This is a genomic window from Jeotgalicoccus sp. FSL K6-3177 (genome assembly GCF_038050175.1).
In the GTDB taxonomy this organism is placed as follows: Bacteria; Bacillota; Bacilli; order Staphylococcales; family Salinicoccaceae; genus Jeotgalicoccus; species Jeotgalicoccus nanhaiensis.
This window is the reverse complement of sequence record NZ_JBBOSK010000001.1, coordinates 35997-55104: the sequence shown is the minus strand read 5'-3', so window position 1 is coordinate 55104 and position 19108 is coordinate 35997. Positions and strand designations below refer to the sequence as shown.

The following is a 19108-nucleotide window of genomic DNA, read 5'->3' as shown; positions in this document are numbered from 1 at the left end:
TAAAAATGAAGAAATTTACGTTATTCACTTTATTACTGACTTTTGCGGTAATACTTACAGCTTGCGGAAGTAATGAAAGTTCAGCAGATGAAGAAGCTTCAGGTACTGTGGATGGAAAGGTTGAATTGACCTTTTGGCATTCCATGGGCGGCGAACCTGGTGAAGGTATCGATGAATTAGTCAAACGTTACAATGAGCAAAGTGAAAATGTAAATGTTACTGCAGAATATCAGGGCAGCTATGATGATACTCTTACAAAACTGAGAAACTCTACCCAAGGTTCTGAAGTAGGCGCTGATATTGTACAAGTTTTTGAATTAGGCGCACGTAATATGATTGACTCCGGTTTGATTGTTCCCGTACAGGATTATATTGATAAGTCGGGCTATGACATTAATCAAATAGAGCCTAACCTTGCAGCTTATTACACAATTGAGGGCAAATTAAACTCTATGCCTTTTAACTCGTCGACACCTCTTCTTTATTACAACAAAGATATGTTCGAACAGGCAGGAATTGAAGAAGCACCTTCAAGTATGGAAGAAATTAATGAAATTGGTGCTGCACTTATGGAAGAAGGCGGTGCTGAAATGCCGATTTCAATGAATATCTACGGCTGGTGGTTTGATCAATGGATGAACAAACAGGGATTAGATATGTTCGATAATGGAAATGGACGCGAAGAAAACCCTTCTAAAGTTGTTTTTGATGAAAATCAAGGAATAGAAAATGCTTTAGACACTTGGAATCAGCTTTATGAGGATGGATATGCTCCAAACGTTGGACGTAATGGCGGACAGCCTGAATTTGTTGCCGGAGAATCGGCTATGACTTTTGCTTCAACTGCAACTTTAAGAACAATCCTGAACGAAGTCGGCGACAGCTTTGAAGTAGGTACTGCATACTTCCCTTCACTTACTGAAGAAGATGAAGGTGAGGTTTCCATCGGCGGTGCTTCGCTTTATATGATTGACTCTGAAGATGAAGCAAGAAAAGATGCAGCATGGGATTTTATCGAGTTTATGATTGAACCTGAATCGCAAGCCTATTGGAATGCAAAAACTGGTTATTTCCCAATTACTGTTGATGCTCACGAGGAACCGGAATTTAAAGAAAACCTGGAAGAATACCCGCAGTTCCAAACAGCAATAGATCAGCTGCATGATTCCAACCCGGAATCTCAAGGCGGATTAAGCACCGTTTATCAGGAAATTCGTCAAATTCAGGAAGCGGAAACTGAAAATATGCTGAATGGAAGCACAACACCGGAAGAAGCAGCTCAAAATATTATAGACCAGTCAAATAATGCAATTGAAAATTATAATCGCGTAAATAATCAATAAAATTAAGTTTATCGGGTAGCTGTTTTCTTTTAGTACAGCTGGTATTTTCTTAGATCAGCAAGGAGCCGGTTACCCGGTACTTAATAATAAATTATATTTTTGAAAGGTGACTGTGGTTCAATGGAAGCTTCAAAAAAGCCAAAAAAATTTCAAGGCATCAAAATATCACAAAGACCGCTGACTGAAAAAATTGAGCCACTTCTGTATTTATCTCCGGCACTGCTTTTACTCGGGATATTTCTATTCTGGCCTTTCTTTCAAACAATTATACGCAGTCTGCATATAACAGATAACCTCGGAAGAAATGCTTTGTTTGTAGGTTTGGAAAATTATATTGAACTGTTTAAAAGCAGTTCATTTCATAACAGTTTAATCGTTACAATCTTATTTGTTTTTATAGTTGTAATAGTCGGAGTGCTTTTAGGTTTCTTTACTGCACTTTTATGTCAGCGCACGTTTCCCGGAATTCGTCTTTTTTCTGCAGCTTATGCTCTGCCTATAGCTATCGCTACCAGCGGTATAGCACTGGTGTTCCAAGTGATGCTCAATCAAAGCATAGGAATCGTCAACCAGATTCTCGGGACAGATATTAACTGGCTGGCTGACCCCACCTACGCTTTATTAAGTATAGGAATTCTGACAGGATGGCTGAACAGCGGTTTGAACTTTTTATATTTTAGCGCCGGTCTCTCCAGTATTGATGAATCTTTATATGAGAGTGCATCAATTGATGGGGCAAATTGGTGGAACAAAATACGTCATATTACGATACCAAGTTTAAAGCCCATCACTTTCTTTGTCGTTGTAACCAATATTATCAATGCCTTTCAAGGGTTCGCTCAAATCAGAATTTTGACAGGCGGCGGTCCCGGAGAATCTACTAACGTGATTGTTTACGTCATTTACCGCAATGCATTTATGAATTACCGCTACGGTTATGCCTCAGCTGAATCTATTGTACTGTTTGTTATTGTCGTAATTTTAACAATCATCATTTTTAAAGTGAACAAGGGAGGAAGAATCAATGTATAGTACCGAAGTGGATACTTTGCCTCAAAAGAAAAGGAAGATATCTTTAGCCATTGATTTTAAAAAGTTTTGGAATTGGCGGTCAATTATTTTACTTATTGTGAACCTTGCAGTTGCAGGGATTGTGCTTTTCCCCTTAATCTATGCAATCAGCATGTCACTGAAGGCTCCATCAGAAGTATATCAGCAGGACGCCTCTTTCTTTCCTGAGTCTCCTGTTTTCTCGAATTATATAGATGTATTTAAAACAGCGCCTATTGCTACATATATTAAAAACTCGCTTATTGTCGCAGTTGCAATAACTTTCTCGCAAATCATTACTTCAATATTTGCTGCCTTCAGCTTCCACTTTTTAAAGTTCAAAGGAAGCAGTGTTATCTTTGCAGTCATATTAGCTACGATGATGATTCCCGGAGAATCTGTAATTGTATCTCAATATATTATGGTGAGCGGCTGGGGATGGGTCGACAGTTTGAGAGTACTAATCATTCCATTTATGACTTCAGCTCTCGGTATCTTTTTATTTCGTCAGGCTCTCCATTCATTCCCGGCAGAAATTTACGAATCCGCGCGCATGGACGGCTGTTCCAATATTCGTTTTATCATTACAATTTTAATTCCCCTTTTAAGACCAACCATAGGTGCCTTGGCAGTTCAATCATTCCTCGGTGCATGGAACATGTTTATGTGGCCCCTGTTGGTTACGAATGCGGATGAATACAGGACCGTGCAAATCGGTGTCAGCATGCTGAACAGTGTGGACTCTCAGTCTATGGTTCTTATGCTGGCAGGAGTCGTAATATGTATGGTGCCTTCGCTGCTTATCTTTATATTTGGTCAGAAAAACATGATTAAAGGGTTAACAGCCGGTTCGGTTAAAGGCTGATTAAAGTAAAAATAAAAGGAGAACATAAGATGGCAAATCTGATATTAAAAGACGTTTCAAAAATTTATGATGGAGATGTTAAAGCAGTAAATAATATGAATCTGGATATTAAAGATAAAGAGTTTATTGTTTTTGTTGGCCCTTCAGGATGCGGAAAATCAACAACATTAAGAATGATCGCTGGACTGGAAAGCATTTCAGGCGGGGAACTTTTTATAGACGATAAACTGGTGAATACACTGCCGTCTAAAAACAGAGATATTTCGATGGTATTTCAAAATTATGCCTTATATCCCCACATGACAGTAAGAGATAATATGGGGTTTGCCTTAAAAATGAAAAAAGAATCTAAAGCTCAAATAAAGCAAAAGGTGGAAGCTGCTGCTGAAATTCTGGAATTAGGAAAATACCTGGATAGAAAGCCGGGTGCCTTGTCCGGAGGGCAAAGACAGCGGGTGGCTCTCGGACGAGCTATGGTACGAAATCCCAAAGTGTTCTTATTAGATGAACCTTTATCCAATCTGGATGCAAAGCTACGTGTAACTATGCGGACAGAATTAGTAAAACTTCACCGTAAACTGGAAACAACATTTATATATGTCACACACGATCAGACAGAAGCGATGACCATGGGAGACCGTATAGCAGTGATGCGTGATGGGGTGCTGGAACAATTCGATACCCCGCGAAATCTTTATAAAAACCCCAATAATTTATTTGTCGGCCAATTTATCGGCAGTCCTCAAATGAATATTTTCAGAGCAAAGCTTATCAGAGAAGGCGGTGTACATCTTTATATGGGAGATCGAAAAATGCTGCTTCCATCTTCAGTTTCCGACAGACTGGACTTTAAAGGTTCTGAAAAAGATATTTACCTTGGTGTGCGGCCGGAACACTTTAATTTTTATGATGTAAATAATCAGCAGGATTTTCCGCTGGAAATTAAAACCAGTAATGTGGAGCAGGTGGGGAGCGATACTTACGTATACTTCAATTCTGTAAATGCTGAAAAAGATATAGTTGCCCGTCTGAGCCCGACAGAAGAAGTTTTTGTTGATGATGTTATCGAAGTGTCTTTTAATCTGGAAAATATTTATTTGTTTGATTTTGCTACTGAGGAAACAATGCTCAGAGAGGAAGGATTATAATGACTAAAATTATTGCTCACCGCGGATACGCTTCTAAATATCCGGAAAACACAAAATCAGCCTTTGAAAGTGCATATCAGGAACAGGCAGACGGAATAGAAATCGACGTTCATCTGTCAAAAGACGGAGAAGTGGTCATTTGTCATGATGATAGAATCGACCGAACTTCAAATGGCAGTGGTTTTATATACGAATATAATTTAGAACAGCTGAAAGGTTTTGATTTTGCAGCAAACTTTGAGTCCAATGATGAATATCAGAAAAAAGCTGAAGAAAAAATAATGACACTTCAGGAGTATTTTGAATGGGCAAAGGATAAAGATTTAATCACAAATATTGAATTAAAAACAAGTACTGTAAAGAATGATGGAATAGAGGAAATGGTGAATAAAATCATTGTAAATTATCAGCAGGAAAGAAGTGTGATTATCTCTTCCTTTAATCATAAAAGCATTTTAAAAATGAAGAAAGAGAACCCCGGGATTAGCTGTGGATTTTTAACGATGCATAACTTACTTGATCCTGAACAGTATTGCAGAAAATACAGTGTGGAGTATTACCATCCGAATCATTTAATGATTGACGAAGAGCTGGTTAAAAACTGCAAAAACTCTAATACAGGATTAAACATTTGGACTTTAAATGATGCTGAATCAATTAAGGAAATGCTGCCTTTAGGTCTTACCAGCATTATCACGGATGATCCTAAAATGGCAGTAAAAATAGTTGAAAGTCATAAGTTATAAAACACAGGGGAAAGGAAAGATGTCAGATGAAACGATTCGCCATAATTGTTACTTTCTTAATTATCTTATCTTTTGGAGTGACAGCCACTTTCTCTATTATTTCCGGAGGAGATACAGACGAAAGCAGAAACAAGATAATGAATATTGCTCATCGGGGCGCTTCCGGTTATGCACCGGAAAACACTTTAGCCGCCTTTGATAAAGCTGTTGAGATGCAGGCAGATTACATAGAAATTGATGTGCAGCTGTCAAAAGATGATTTACCGGTCGTCATTCACGATGACACTCTGGATCGAACTACAAATGGTACAGGAAATGTTTCAGCCTACACCTTAGAGGAATTAAGATCATTGGATGCCGGCAGCTGGTTTGATAAAAAATATGCAGGGGAAAAGATTCCCTCTTTAAATGAAGTCCTAGAAATGTACGGTGAGAAGATAAATATCTTAATAGAGTTAAAATCTCCCGAACTTTATCCGGGAGTTGAGGAAAAAGTGGCAGAAGCTTTAGCCAAATATAAGCTGGATACTTCAAACAATATTGTTATTCAGTCATTCAATCATCCCTCTGTTATCAAATCAGCAGAACTGCTGCCGGAAATCACCCACGGTGTACTCGCCGGAGAGAATTATAAAAATGTAACAGATCAGCAGTTGCAAGAATTTGCAGCATACGCAGAATACTTTAACCCTAATTTAAAAATCGTATCATCTGAATTGGTAGACAACGTACATCAAGCGGGAATGAAGATCAGCCCGTACACGATAAAAACCAAAGCAGAAGCAGAACGGATTTATAAATTCGGTGTCGACGGACTTATTACAGATTATCCGGACTATGCTGAAGCACTAAAAGAATAGCAAGAGTGACAAACAAATCAAAACCTTCTGCCGCTAACTTACTTTACAAGTTAGCGGCTTTGTTTTATACTTTCACTAAATTGCCTTGCAAGGTAGGGAGGGGCTGATATAAGTGAATTCGCAAATGTTAAAAGGTATTCTGGAGGGCTGTATTTTAAAACTTATCGAGAAAGAACCCATGTACGGCTACGATATAATCACACGACTGCATGAATTTAATCTGGATATGGTAAGCGAAGGCAGTATCTATCCATTACTTTTAAAATTACAAAAATCAGGCTATATCAAAGGCACCCGTATCAAGTCAAAGCAGGGACCAATGAGAAAATATTACTCTCTGACAGAAGAGGGTTTATCATATTTAAAAATTTATAAAGACAATTGGGACAGAATTGACTCTGCAGTAAATACGATATTTTTGGAGGATACTCATTATGAAACAGATCGTAAAAGAGTATGAACAAATGCTTGAAGAGATGAGTAAAAGTGACAGAGAGTATTTTATAGAATTAGAAGGTATTCTTGACTCTCATTATGCAAAAAAAGATGAAAAATATGATGTGCTGCATGAAATGGCAGTAAACCTTATAGAAAATAACCAATCTTTCAAAGAACTGTTTGGAAATAATCCTGAAGAATATGCATTGGAAATTGGTGAGACTGTGTCGGCAAGCAGGAAAGAATTTTGGAAAACTTTTGCTTTATTAAACTTATATTTTCTAAGCTTTTATATACTGGTCAGTTTGATTTTTACAAAGATCACTGTTTCTTATGTACTTTTACTGGTTCCGATTCTCAGTCTGATATTAATCCCCTTAATGAACCGCGGTATCAAGTTTCAAGCTTTTAAAAGTGCAAATCATCAAAATGTAACGACAATTTCATTTCTAATATTATTTATATTTATTAAACTGATGATAGTTTTTTCACTTCATCCTATGCTTGATTCAATAGTTATCTTTGAATACCATGTACCCTTCTTAACTATATTACTGCCGGTGATTTACGGTATTATTACTGTACTGACAGCTGTATTTTTCTTATTGACTAAAGAAACACTATCAAAAATTGAATTTTTTATATTAACTATCGCATTTATAATGCTGACCATTGAGAGACTTAGTATCCTGGACATTACCACCAGCTGGATATTCACAGGGATTTTATTAATGTTAATCAGTATAGAATATCTTAAACATAGAAATAACAAGCAATTTGCAGATTAACTGTAAAATCCGCCGTTAAATTAAAAAAGCATCTAACCATTTTTTTCAGGTTAGATGCTTTTTTACATCTGTTAACGCGTCTATTTTTGGTAATTCTCATCGTATCGTTTTTCTATTAGGATAGGAGAGTTAAGGGTATGCAGTCTATACATGTTAAAATAATAATTTAAAGCTGCACAATTCGTTAAGCTTGTATTTAAGTAAATGTATGTACGTAAGGTTTTTCTTTTATTATAGATTCAAAATAATATAATAGTACTCTAATGAATGAGAATCAGATAAGGATGATTTTATGAAACCCAGGATTATTATTCTGCTTAATTCCATAGATGTAAATAAGGGCGGGCTTACGCACGCATCTCTGAGGCAAGCCAGCACTTTTGCTGATGCCGGCTATGATACCCAGATACTGACATTCCACTATGAACCACGTTTCCCGATAATCTGTAAAAAGCTCAAAGAAATGGGTAAGGTCAGCGAAAAAGTTGTTATACGTAATATGTTTGAGGAACTGGCATTATACACTGATAAAGATAAGGTTAATATCCGTAAATTGAAAGTAAATCTTTCCGATTATGAAAAAAGCTATGCCATAACCCAAAGAAAAAACTACAATGCTTATAGACTTTATAACAATGGGATATATGAAAAATATATCGCTCTTCGGGATGATGATACTCTTGATTTCATAGACTACTTCAATGAAAACCGCTACAGGGTGAGACGAGAGAATTATAACTATTACGGTCAAGTGAGCAGAGTGCAGTATTTCAGCTATGAAGACAACAAGTTCAAGCAGCAAGTGTTCTTCGACAAAAGAGGAAAGGCCATCTTCAGTTTCTGGCGTGAGCCTTCCACTGGGAAGATTAGCAGGGTCATCCACTTCGGTTCAAATAATGAAGTCATCAGTGAAACAACTGGCAACACTGTGCCCCATAAACTCTACTGGCTGAAAACTGTATTAAACGAATCGAAGTCAAAAATAATGGCCATTTCTGATACACGCAGCACTGACGAACTGCTTGTTAAACTGAAACATTCATACACAACAAAAGCACTGCGTATGCACAGCAACCACCTTAAAAATCCTGATAATCCTGATTCCGAACTAAATAAACGAAACGGCTTTGCAATAGAAAATATACAAAGTGTTGATGCACTTATCGTTCTAACAGAAAAACAGAAACATGATATAGTCAGCCGTTATGGGCATGAGGACAAAGTTTATGTGATTCCAAACTATTATGATCCGAATGTCTCTAAAATCAAAGGATTAAAATCTATTTTAACCACTATGAAACCAGACAGCAGTCAAAGTGAAAGAGACATGTCTAAAGTTGTCATCGTATCAAGATTTTCAGGAATCAAAAACATAGATCATACCATCAAGGCATTCAAAAAAGTCATCGCGGAAGTACCGGAAGCTAAGTTAGAAATCTGGGGGTCCGGGGATAAAGAAAAAGAATATGCAGGTATGATAGAATCATTGGGGCTCGATGATAACGTGCTGATTAAAGGATATACTCAGAATCCAGGAAAAATATACCAAAGCGGCGCTTTATCCGTCCTGACTTCCCACGCTGAAGGTTTCTCCCTTGCGGTCATGGAAAGCATGGCAAATAAAACACCAGTCGTCAGTTATAATATAAGGTATGGCCCATCTGACATGATTGAAGATGGTGTAAATGGTTTCCTCATAGAAAAAAATGACATAGAAGCACTATCAGAAAGAATCATACAAATGCTGAAAAACCCTGAAAAAACAAGATATATGGGCAATAAAGCAGATAAAACAATACAAACGAAATTTAGCAAAGAAATCTATCAGAAACTATGGTTTTCTCTCACAGATAAACTGCTTTAAGAATTAGAAAGGAACAATAATCATGAATAACCTAATTTCTGTAATCACTCCAGCAGAAAAAAATGAAAAATATATAAATACTGCTTTAGAATCATTAAAAAACCAGAAATACACAAATTTTGAAGTACTGGTACTCCACTCCGATATAGATGCATTGAAAAGAGTGGTTAATGACGAATACCTGGATGATGACAGATACAGATTTATTAATACACCTGCAGATATTTATGTAGGTGCTGCACGCAATATCGGCATTGAAGAAGCAAAAGGCGATTATATATACTTCCTCGACAGCGACGATTATGTATCCGAAAACATACTGCAGCTGCTGCATGATAATATCGGAGAATTTCCGATAATCCGAGGAAGAATGAAATCGACGGATTTCAGCACCAGCTTTGCCATCATACTGCCCGGTACAAATGAAATAAAGATGTATTCAGACAACAGGCATGACTTACTCAGAACAGAGTCAGCAATCAACTACCTGATTTCAAAAAGAATCATAGACAGCATGAATCTAAGGTTTTCCGAACAATTCAAAACTTATTCGGATCTTACATTCATGATTCCATTAATGGAAGAAGTTGAGGTAATACCTTATTCTTACGAAGCAATCTATTTCAGAAGAAGAGGAAACGATCCAATTAATAACCCGTCCCTTAGACAGTCTTCCCTAAAACAGCTCGCACCTGATCTCTTTGGTGTTTATAACCAGCTGAAAACAGATGATTTGAGTGAGGAAGGACAAAAATATCTGGATGACAAACTCCTTAACTTCTATAGAAAACGTTTGGTGACCGAATTTAAAGATGATACTACTATCGATTATTATTTTGCCGGCCTTGTGGAAAGTATAAATAAAATTGACCCGAATCGACTGAGTAACAAAGATTTTATCCTAAAAAATGATGTCAAAGCAATACAATCAAACAAGATAAACAACTTCCGGAAACTAAGCAATTTCAACCATTTTCTGAGAGACATTAAAAATGGCATTACTTCCAGGAAAGGCCGAAAAGAATTGTTTTATAAACGTGTGTTTAATAATTTAGATATCAAAGATAATCTGGTTCTTTTTGAGAGCTTTCAGGGTAAAGCTTATTCTGACAGTCCTAAATATATCTATGAATACATGCTTAAGAACAAAAGTAACTATAAATTCGTATGGGTTATGAACGAGCCGTCCAAGATACCAGGAAACCCTGAAACTGTTAAACGATTCTCACTCAAATATTATTACTATCTTGCAAGAGCAAAATATATCGTCAGCAATGTAAGAATGCCAAACAAATACATCAAAAGGGACGAACAGTCATATCTTCAGACTTGGCACGGTACGCCGCTTAAAAGACTTGCCGGCGACATGGACAATGTTCATATGCCAGGTACCAATGCTGCACGGTATAAGAAAAACTTTAACCATGAAACTAATAAATGGGACTATCTGATTGCACCTAACCAGTATTCTGCTGAAATCTTCAGAAGAGCATTTTGGTTCAATAACACAATGCTTCCAACCGGGTACCCAAGAAATGATATCTTAACAAACCAGAATGATGAAGAAACCATCAGCGGACTGAAAAGAATAAACCAGATACCAACTAATAAGAAAGTCATTCTATACGCACCTACATGGCGCGATGATGAATATTTCAAAGTTGGGAAGTATAAATTCAATCTGAAACTCGACCTTCACAGGCTGAAAGAACAATTTGGAGAAGAGTATATCGTCCTGCTCAGAATGCATTACCTGGTTGCCTCCAATATTGACTTAACAGGCTTAGAAGATTTTGCATATGATGTTTCAAAATACAGTGATATCAGTGAACTGTACTTGATGTCTGATATTCTCATTACTGACTATTCATCAGTATTCTTTGATTATGCCAACCTGAAACGTCCAATACTGTTCTTTACTTACGACATTAAAAAGTATCAGGGACAGCTGCGCGGTTTTTACATCGACATGGAGACGGAACTCCCAGGCCCATTGCTCATGAACAATGATGACATAATGAATGCGATTGAAAATATTGATGAAGTTACTGAGAAATACAAAGAGCGGTATAACGAATTTTATGAAAGATTCTGCAGCTGGGATGATGGAAGATCATCAGAAAAAGTTGTTGAGGCAGTATTCGAAAAATAAGCATTTAGAAAAGACGGGACTAATTTAAATTAGCTCCGTCTTTTTGATGCAGTATTCAACATGGATCACTTTACGAAAAGATGCCACCATCAGTTATAATTATACGTTAGTGTATTCTGATTTAACAAAAGTGAAATAAAAATTATTAACATAAAGAGGGGTTTTATATTATTGTTAATTAATATTATATTAAATGGATATGGCGGAACTTGTAGAAGCGCTAAAATCAGGCTTTAGTGTCTCAATCGACGTGGGAGTTCGATTCTTTTTACCCGCACTAATTAATGAAAGACCACTATTTTTTAGTGGTCTTTTTATTAAATTACATATATGCTGATAAATTAAATATTGGCTTATTCATACCTTAAGACTTCATGCTTTTACAAATTTTTTTAAGTACTTTGCTATCTTCTATGAAACTCAGGTATAGATACTTTAATGATTTTTAATAATTACTTGTTCTACGTTTAATTTGTCTCTTTTTTTAATGTTATTTACAATAATATCCGCAACATCATTTGGATCCATTAAATGTTTTGTTTGTTCTTCTGTCAAAATATCATTCCAAAAATCTGTTCTCATTCCGCCCATATAGGCACCAAATACCTGAATTTTTGTATCTTTTAATTCTGCTAATAAACCTTCGGTAAACCCTCTTACTCCAAATTTACTCGCACAATAGACGGTTTCATTTACTTTTCCTTCCAATCCGGCTGTGGAGATGACGTTCGCTATAGTACCTTCATTATTTTTTTTCATTGAAGTAATGATTTGCTGAGTACAATATATAGTACCTTTAAGATTGACATCTATCATCTTATTAATATCATTTTCTTCAATATCTTCTAAAAGATCAAACGCGCCCATCCCCGCATTGTTAAATAAGATGCTGACATCTCCAACTGTATTTTTAATTATATTAAAAACATTCTCTACTTCCTTATTATCAGACACATCTAATAAATGAATTGAGTAGTCTTCATTGTATAAAGATTCAGCAACTGCTTTGATTTTCTTTTCATTTCTGCCAAGTAAACATACGTGATATCCTAATGCTGATAATCGTTGCGTCACTGAGGCACCAAGGCCGCTACTTGCACCTGTAATTACTGCTACTTTATTATTCATTTAAAAACCACCTTGAAAGTATAATTATCTCTCCATTATTCTAACATATAAAAAATTCACAACTTTGTACAATAATACTCAATAATCAGAGAGAAAAATACAGAGTTTTGTTCATATCTAATTGTGTGCTGATTCTCACAACGTCACTTTTCTTATATTCTGCAGATCTGATATAACGATATTTCATTGAACTTCACTTCAATTTTCACAACACTATAACATGGCAAACATCTCGTAATTCTCATAAAAGAATATATATGTAGAGCTTTTTTTAGTTATTCAAAAGGACAGAAGCGTCTTATGATAGAGAAAATTCAATATAAGAATGTCAAAAACTAAAATGCTGTTTTCTTATCAAACTGTCCGGGAACCAAACAAGGACAAGTAAAAATAAACCGCTTTTAATAGAAGTGATTTACTTCAATTAAAAGCGGTTTATTGCTACTTTCATCCTATTGTTCTTTTCAATCTGTAACCTGCCTTTCTTTTCCTGATGACATTCCTACAATTAGAAAAATAACAGATATGAAAATGAGCAGGGACAGGGGAATCGTCCATCCGTTTGTCAAATCCTGCAGTGCCCCGACTAATACAGGACCTACTGCTGCTAAAAGATAACCGAAGGACTGAGCCATTCCCGATAACTCTGCTGCTTCTTTGCCATTTCTTGTTCTGAGCGTAAAAAACATCATAGACAGACTAAAAGCACTGCCTCCGGCAATTCCAAGGAGTATTACGTATATAGGAGTCAACGTGAGGTTACCCTGCAATAATCCTGAAAGACCGATGATGAATAAAAAACCAGTTGTCACACTTAAAACGACTTGACTTTTCATTTTCTCTGCTATCACAGGAATAATAAAAGTGAAAGGAATAATTGAAAATTGCATTAGGAATAGCATCCATCCCGCTGTGCTGGAATTAAGACCATTCGCATACAAAATATCAGGGAGCCATGTTATCAAAGTATAGAAAATCAATGATTGAATGCCCATAAATATTGTTATCTTCCATGCGAGCGGAGAGCGCCATAAACTGCTTTTCTTCTCTGTGTCCACACTTGCTTGCTGATTACGCTGACTGGTAAGCTGCGGCAGCCAAATCAGTAAAGAAATGACTGCCAGTATACTCCAGACGCCAAGTGCACCCTGCCACCCAAAATTTCCGGTGGAGGCAAGAGGAACACTGATACCTGAGCCGAGGGCTCCGAATAAATTCATAAATATAGCGTACATACCGGTCATAAGACCTATCTTAAGTGGAAAGTTCATTTTAATAATTCCTGGAATTAATACATTCCCGATTGCAATGGCAAGCCCTATGAAAAATGTGCCGGTAAATAAAAATACAATTTCTCCAAAAGAACGGATTACAATACCTATAATAAGTAAAATCAGTGATAAGGTGATAGTCCATTCCATACCGATACGATTGGCTATTTTGGGAGCAAAAGGAGAAATCAGTGCAAAAGCCAGCAAAGGTAATGTCGTAATGGATCCGGCGAGAGCATTGCTTATATCAAGATCATTCCGTATAAAAGGAATAAGTGCTCCTACAGAAGTGAAGGGTCCTCTTAAATTTGTACTGACTAAAATAACACCTATAATTAGCAACCAACTTTTTTTGTATTGATATCAAAAGAACCTGCTGTTCTTTCATTTCCCATGTTGTTAGTCCTCCATCATTTCAACGACATCTTTTCTTAATACTTCCATATAACTGTCAACATATGCTGCAGCTGCATTCTTATCATGGCTCTGAATTGCTTCAAACAACTCAAGATGCAGCTCTTCTTCGTACTTGAAAGGCACATCCATCGCCATCAAATCTTCGACAAAAGTATATATAATCTCTACCATCGGTTCATATAAATCAATTAGCAGCTGATTTTTTGAAGACTGTACAACAGTCTGATGAAAACGGATATCTGAAGCAATAAATCTTTCGCGATTATGATTCTTAACTGCCTTTCGACAATTCTTAATACATTCTTCAAGCGTAAGTAAATCCGTCTCACTTCTATGCTCAGCAGCCAACTGAGCGGCTTGTTTTTCTAAAGCTAAGCGTACATCAAGCGTTTCAAGCAAAGCAGTTTTTTTTATATAGCGTCTCAGTGCTGCATCAAGTGAATTGGCAGAGCGCACTATAGTTCCACTACCTTGTCTGGTTTCAAGTAAACCAGCATGCACTAAGGCACGAATTGCTTCCCGAAGTGTATTTCGACTAACATCAAATCTCTCAACCAGCTCCATTTCAGGAGGAATTTTTCCTCCGACTGTCCAGTATCCAGTTTCAATTAATTCTTCTATTTGAGAAGCAACCTGTTCTACTAACTGTGTTCGGTTTGTTTTACGAATCATATGATCTCCTTTAAAAGTTGTAGGATGATTGGTACATTGGATATATTAACAGTGGTAAAATATGTTGTCAATCCCAGCTTTATCAACTTTATACTAAATAAGATATATTCAAGCTCGTTCTTTGCAATAGCGTTTTTAACCTGCTTGAATCAGCGGATATTATCAATGAAAGGAAAAATATTTAAATGCTGAAAACTTATAATCTGAAAAATAAAAGCCTTTCCGTTTTATAAAAACGGAAAGGCTTTACATCTATTTTGACAATATTAAATATGTCCGTCACTGGTTTATAATGATATCTATTTGAGATAGTTCACACTATATTTTTATACAGGATATTCACTCAATTTCTCAATCATTTCTTGATATAAAGCATTGGCTTCTTCTTTTCGAGAGATGCCATGAACATTCATTCTGCCATCTTTAAATAAGGTCAGCTTATATTTTTTATAAGTCAATAACTTAACAAATGCACTTGCCCTGATAGTTTTACCGGGCAGCTCCTGATTGAAAACCGATTCGTCGAACCTGAGTGTATATACACTTCCGCAATTAGATTGTACAGTGGGCAGCATATTTTTATTCAACTGTTCATATATCCGATTCTTACAGACCACACAGGCTTCATTCTTTAATTCATCTATATTTATCGTTTGAAAGCCGATTTTAAAAGTATCTACAGTAATGAGCTGCTTGGAAAAACCTTTTCCTGATAAATAACGAATGACTTCAGAAACTTCCATACTGGCAATGAGGGAAATTACAGGAGGAAGCACACCGTTGATTGCACAGCTTTCCCCCGTCGATGGCAGAGTCTCCATCAAGCACTTTAAACAAGGTCCTTTAAAATCAATACCGTACACACTTCCCTTACTGCCTACAGCGGCACCATATACCCAGGGGATATCAAGCTTATGACAGGCTTCATTAATCAGAAATCGAATTTCAAAATGATCCATACTGTCAATTACAATATCCGGCTGATACTTTCTTAAGATTGCGGAGATGTTACTGGAATTTATTTCTGTATTGATCGGTACAATCTCAACATTACGGTTTATCTGACACAATTTTTCTTTGGCAGCATTAACTTTCAGCGTCATATCTTCTGCATCTTTTTCAGTATATAAAGCCTGACGATGCAGGTTGGTCATTTCAACAATATCCATATCGATAATGATGAGTTTACCTGCACCCATACGCACAAGCATTTCAGAAACGTGAGTTCCAAGTGCACCGGCGCCCATCACCATCAGTGTGGCTGACATCAGATTTTTTTGACTATTCTCTCCAAAGTCATTAAATTTCATTTGCCTGTCGTATCTTTCCATTAAAGAAACTCCAGTCCTTCAGAAGGACTGGAGGCCTGTGCTGAATACCTAACCGGAATACGTCCTGCATCATAACCCAGTACCCCTGCATCAATTGAAAGCTTCATCGCCTCTGCCATTTTAACCGGGTCTTTGGCATTCGATACAGCGGTGTTTAATAATACCGCATCTGCGCCCAGCTCCATAGCATAGCACGCATCTTTTGGTGAACCGATTCCTGCATCCACAATAACAGGGATGCTGGATTGTTCTACAATATATCTTAAATTTAATGGATTATTAATACCGCGTCCCGTACCTATAGGAGAAGCGAGCGGCATAATCGCATGAACACCGAGTCTTTCGAGTCTTTTTGCAAGCACGACATCGTTTGAAATATATGGACAGACTGTATAACCTTTGTCCAGCAGTATTTGACACGCTTCGTATGTCGCAATTGGGTCAGGCAGTAATGTCTTATCATCGCCAATAATCTCAACTTTAATCATGTCACAGACACCCGCATGTCTTGCGATTTCTGCGATGCGTACAGTTTCTTCCACTGTTTTCGCCCCTGCTGTATTCGGAAATGTCGTGTATTTTCTTAAATCAATATTTGCCAGCGGGTTGGGCAGGTCTTTATCAAATAAGTTCATACGTCTGACAGCGAAAGTCAGCACTTCTGTACCTGACGCTTCAATTGCTGCGGCCTGTATTTTCTCATCTGAGAACTTTCCAGTACCTAAAAATAGTCTTGAGTTAAATTTTAAATCCCCAATTTCTAACATATTATCCGCCTCCTACAAATTCTAATAATTCAAGTCGATCATTATTTTTCACTGCTTGTTGTTTAAATACACTTTTTTTAATCAATTCCCCATTGTGTTCCACTACAATACGATTATCATCTACATCCAGGTGGTCCAGCAGGGTAGCTATGGTAATATCCTTTTCAAAATAATGGAGTTCTCCGTTAACGGTGCACTGCATATTGTTTCATCCTTTCAAGTGAGAGGTTTTTAAGTACTGTGACAGCTGGGAAATGTATTAACCACTTTATAATGACTAAGCAATAGAGCATTTGCTTACATCAAATTTAATATTTGCCATTCTTCTTTTAATCTGGTGATTTGATTGGGTGATGCATCCATAAATGCAGAAATTGCCGAGATACCACTGAAACCTGCCGGTAACTGATTGATAGTTGTTGAATTGATACCTCCAAGTGCAACGACAGGAATATCATAAGACAGTGCATCACGTACTTCTTGATGTGTACGCGGCGGCAAAGATTTCTTTGAACTCGATTCAAATATATGGCCGTATAATACAAAGTCGAGATGATTGTCCTGTGCTTTCTTGACAGATTCAGGTGAATGAGCAGACATGCTGACTGAAATATCCGGATGTTCTTTTTTATACGTTAATGCAGTTGGATCGTTTTCTCTAAAGTGGATAGCAGTTAAACGAAAAGATTCCAGCAATTTAGTCGAAGTATGAATGATGATTTTTTCTTTGGGAAAACCTGAATGAATAAGCTGACAAAGGAACGATGATAACTCGTTGTCGGACATGGGTGTACGAAGTAAAAGATAATCGATACAGGATGAAATCGTATTGAAATGAATAATATCCTTGGAAATTAATATCTTAAAATGTGTAATTGCAATAAGCATTATGTCACCCCTTAACATAAAAAAAAAGCGCTGTTTTTCTATATAGAAAAACAGCGCAAGTATGCATCAAAACATATTACTTTCGCCACTTTCCTACGCCAGTATGAACTGTATCAGGTTCCCGGAATCCCAAAGTCTACACTTTAATCTCAGCCTTTTTTAAAGACACTTCCAGTGGTCTTAACTATTTAATTTTTCCAATCAATAACCTCAAGTTACTCTAAAAAGTTAAATATTGCAAATAAAATTAGATTTTAATTATGCTGATAACTACCTTTTAACATTCACTCAATCATATAAAAACTAGAAAGCAGTACAGTTACAGAATTGAATTTGAATTGCGTTTGTTCCAATTTAAATAATTTGTGGTTTACTTGACGTATCTTTGTAAAGTACTACAATGATGTTAAATAGAATAGATTCGCACTAGGGGTGTTTATATAAACTGAGATGAGGGAAACCTCAGACCCTTTGAACCTGATCCAGTTAAAACTGGCGTAGGAAAGTGTTACATCGATACAGTTGTATATCTATGTCTTTGCGGGCATATAATTTACTCTCGATACGTAACTTTCCTATGAAGGTTGCGTATTTTTTTATTTTAAAAAATTATAGGAGTGATTTATTTGACAAGAACAGTTTTAGTAACGGGAAGCGGAAGAGGACTTGGCAGCTATATCGTAAAAGCACTGAGTGAAAAAGGCTTTAATGTCATAATTAACTACAACAAAAGTAAGGAAGAAGCAGAGAAGTTACAAAAAGAAATTGGCGCACAAGCGATTGCGATTCAAGCGGACATTACAGACCGTGAAGCAGTTGAACAATTAGTAAAAAAAGGAACTGAACATTTCGGCCAGATTGATGTTGTTGTAAACAATGCACTCGTTAATTTTAAATTTGATCCAACCGCTCAAAAAGCATTTAAAGATTTAACTTACAAGGATTATGAACAACAGTTAGACGGGACACTAAAAGCTGCATTTAACGTATCACAAAGTGTAATGCCACAGTTTTTAGAACGTAAAGACGGTGCAATAATTAGTATTGGAACGAATCTATATCAAAATCCTGTAGTACCATATCACGAGTACACCACTGCAAAAGCTGCTTTAATTGGGTTCACCAGAAACGTTGCAGCAGAACTTGGACAGTATGGTATCCGAGCAAATGTTGTTTCTGGCGGTTTGCTGAAAACAACAGACGCAAGTGCAGTCACAACACCAGAAGTATTCGATTTAATCGCACAGTCCACACCATTGAGAAAAGTAACAACACCACAAGACGTTGCTAATATGGTTGTTTATCTTTGTTCTGAGGCAGCAGATGGTATTACAGGACAAAACATCACGGTAGACGGCGGACTTACTATGAACTAGGCGG

The 19108-nt window shown here is 36.7% G+C and carries 18 protein-coding genes and 2 riboswitches; of the genes, 11 read left to right on the top strand and 7 right to left on the bottom strand.

Annotated features, from left to right (window positions below; all coding sequences use genetic code 11):
- Positions 1 to 5: 5 nt before the first annotated feature.
- From MHH58_RS00245 to MHH58_RS00200, 10 genes are all read left to right on the top strand, one after another.
- Entirely contained in the window at positions 6 to 1343 is a 1338-nt protein-coding gene (locus MHH58_RS00245; protein ID WP_341344647.1) for an ABC transporter substrate-binding protein, read from the top strand.
- A 99-nt stretch (positions 1344 to 1442) separates the two neighbouring features.
- A complete protein-coding gene (locus MHH58_RS00240) occupies positions 1443 to 2375 on the top strand; it encodes a carbohydrate ABC transporter permease (RefSeq protein WP_341344646.1) in 933 nt (310 codons plus the stop codon).
- Positions 2368 to 3258, top strand: coding sequence for a carbohydrate ABC transporter permease (locus MHH58_RS00235; RefSeq protein WP_341344645.1), 891 nt, complete (start codon positions 2368 to 2370; stop codon positions 3256 to 3258). The genes MHH58_RS00240 and MHH58_RS00235 overlap by 8 nt, the downstream gene beginning before the upstream one ends.
- A 29-nt stretch (positions 3259 to 3287) precedes the next feature.
- A complete protein-coding gene (locus MHH58_RS00230) occupies positions 3288 to 4406 on the top strand; it encodes an ABC transporter ATP-binding protein (RefSeq protein WP_341344644.1) in 1119 nt (372 codons plus the stop codon).
- Positions 4406 to 5152, top strand: coding sequence for a glycerophosphodiester phosphodiesterase (locus tag MHH58_RS00225; protein WP_341344643.1), 747 nt, complete (start codon positions 4406 to 4408; stop codon positions 5150 to 5152). The genes MHH58_RS00230 and MHH58_RS00225 overlap by 1 nt, the downstream gene beginning before the upstream one ends.
- A 26-nt stretch (positions 5153 to 5178) precedes the next feature.
- Complete coding sequence (locus tag MHH58_RS00220) at positions 5179 to 6012, top strand: glycerophosphodiester phosphodiesterase (protein ID WP_341344642.1); 834 nt, start codon at positions 5179 to 5181, stop codon at positions 6010 to 6012.
- Between the two features lie 112 nt (positions 6013 to 6124).
- Positions 6125 to 6472 carry a PadR family transcriptional regulator gene (locus MHH58_RS00215; protein WP_186089578.1) on the top strand — a complete coding sequence of 116 codons (348 nt, stop codon included), beginning with the start codon at positions 6125 to 6127 and terminating at the stop codon, positions 6470 to 6472.
- The gene (locus MHH58_RS00210; RefSeq protein ID WP_341344641.1) at positions 6447 to 7238 is read left to right on the top strand and encodes a hypothetical protein; all 792 of its coding nucleotides are present in this window, start codon (positions 6447 to 6449) and stop codon (positions 7236 to 7238) included. The genes MHH58_RS00215 and MHH58_RS00210 overlap by 26 nt, the downstream gene beginning before the upstream one ends.
- A gap of 292 nt (positions 7239 to 7530) precedes the next feature.
- Positions 7531 to 9102, top strand: coding sequence for a glycosyltransferase (locus tag MHH58_RS00205; RefSeq protein WP_341344640.1), 1572 nt, complete (start codon positions 7531 to 7533; stop codon positions 9100 to 9102).
- Positions 9103 to 9124: 22 nt separating this feature from the next.
- A complete protein-coding gene (locus tag MHH58_RS00200) occupies positions 9125 to 11254 on the top strand; it encodes a bifunctional glycosyltransferase/CDP-glycerol:glycerophosphate glycerophosphotransferase (protein WP_341344639.1) in 2130 nt (709 codons plus the stop codon).
- A gap of 435 nt (positions 11255 to 11689) precedes the next feature.
- On the opposite strand, the gene MHH58_RS00195 is transcribed toward MHH58_RS00200, so the two are convergent.
- From MHH58_RS00195 to MHH58_RS00165, 7 genes are all read right to left on the bottom strand, one after another.
- Positions 11690 to 12382, bottom strand: a complete 693-nt coding sequence (locus MHH58_RS00195; RefSeq protein ID WP_341344638.1) for an SDR family oxidoreductase — start codon at positions 12380 to 12382, stop codon at positions 11690 to 11692.
- A 464-nt stretch (positions 12383 to 12846) separates the two neighbouring features.
- Positions 12847 to 13995, bottom strand: coding sequence for a CynX/NimT family MFS transporter (locus MHH58_RS00190; RefSeq protein ID WP_341344637.1), 1149 nt, complete (start codon positions 13993 to 13995; stop codon positions 12847 to 12849).
- Between the two features lie 57 nt (positions 13996 to 14052).
- Positions 14053 to 14742 (bottom strand): FadR/GntR family transcriptional regulator, encoded by a 690-nt coding sequence (locus tag MHH58_RS00185; RefSeq protein ID WP_341344636.1) that lies wholly within the window; start codon positions 14740 to 14742, stop codon positions 14053 to 14055.
- Positions 14743 to 15068: 326 nt separating this feature from the next.
- Positions 15069 to 16073 carry a HesA/MoeB/ThiF family protein gene (locus MHH58_RS00180; protein ID WP_341344635.1) on the bottom strand — a complete coding sequence of 335 codons (1005 nt, stop codon included), beginning with the start codon at positions 16071 to 16073 and terminating at the stop codon, positions 15069 to 15071.
- On the bottom strand, positions 16073 to 16840 hold the full coding sequence (locus MHH58_RS00175; RefSeq protein WP_341344634.1) for a thiazole synthase: 768 nt from the start codon (positions 16838 to 16840) through the stop codon (positions 16073 to 16075). Before MHH58_RS00175 ends, MHH58_RS00180 begins: the two co-directional genes overlap by 1 nt.
- Position 16841: 1 nt before the next feature.
- Positions 16842 to 17042, bottom strand: a complete 201-nt coding sequence (thiS, locus tag MHH58_RS00170; protein WP_026859297.1) for a sulfur carrier protein ThiS — start codon at positions 17040 to 17042, stop codon at positions 16842 to 16844.
- 95 nt (positions 17043 to 17137) lie between these two features.
- Positions 17138 to 17728: a thiamine phosphate synthase gene (locus MHH58_RS00165; protein ID WP_341344633.1), complete on the bottom strand. Its 591-nt coding sequence runs from the start codon at positions 17726 to 17728 to the stop codon at positions 17138 to 17140.
- Positions 17729 to 17801: 73 nt separating this feature from the next.
- Positions 17802 to 17911, bottom strand: a riboswitch (TPP riboswitch).
- A gap of 235 nt (positions 17912 to 18146) precedes the next feature.
- Positions 18147 to 18249: riboswitch (TPP riboswitch) on the top strand.
- Between the two features lie 105 nt (positions 18250 to 18354).
- Here MHH58_RS00165 and MHH58_RS00160 point away from each other — a divergent pair.
- The gene (locus tag MHH58_RS00160) at positions 18355 to 19104 is read left to right on the top strand and encodes a 3-oxoacyl-ACP reductase (RefSeq protein WP_069854476.1); all 750 of its coding nucleotides are present in this window, start codon (positions 18355 to 18357) and stop codon (positions 19102 to 19104) included.
- The last annotated feature ends 4 nt before the right edge of the window (positions 19105 to 19108 follow it).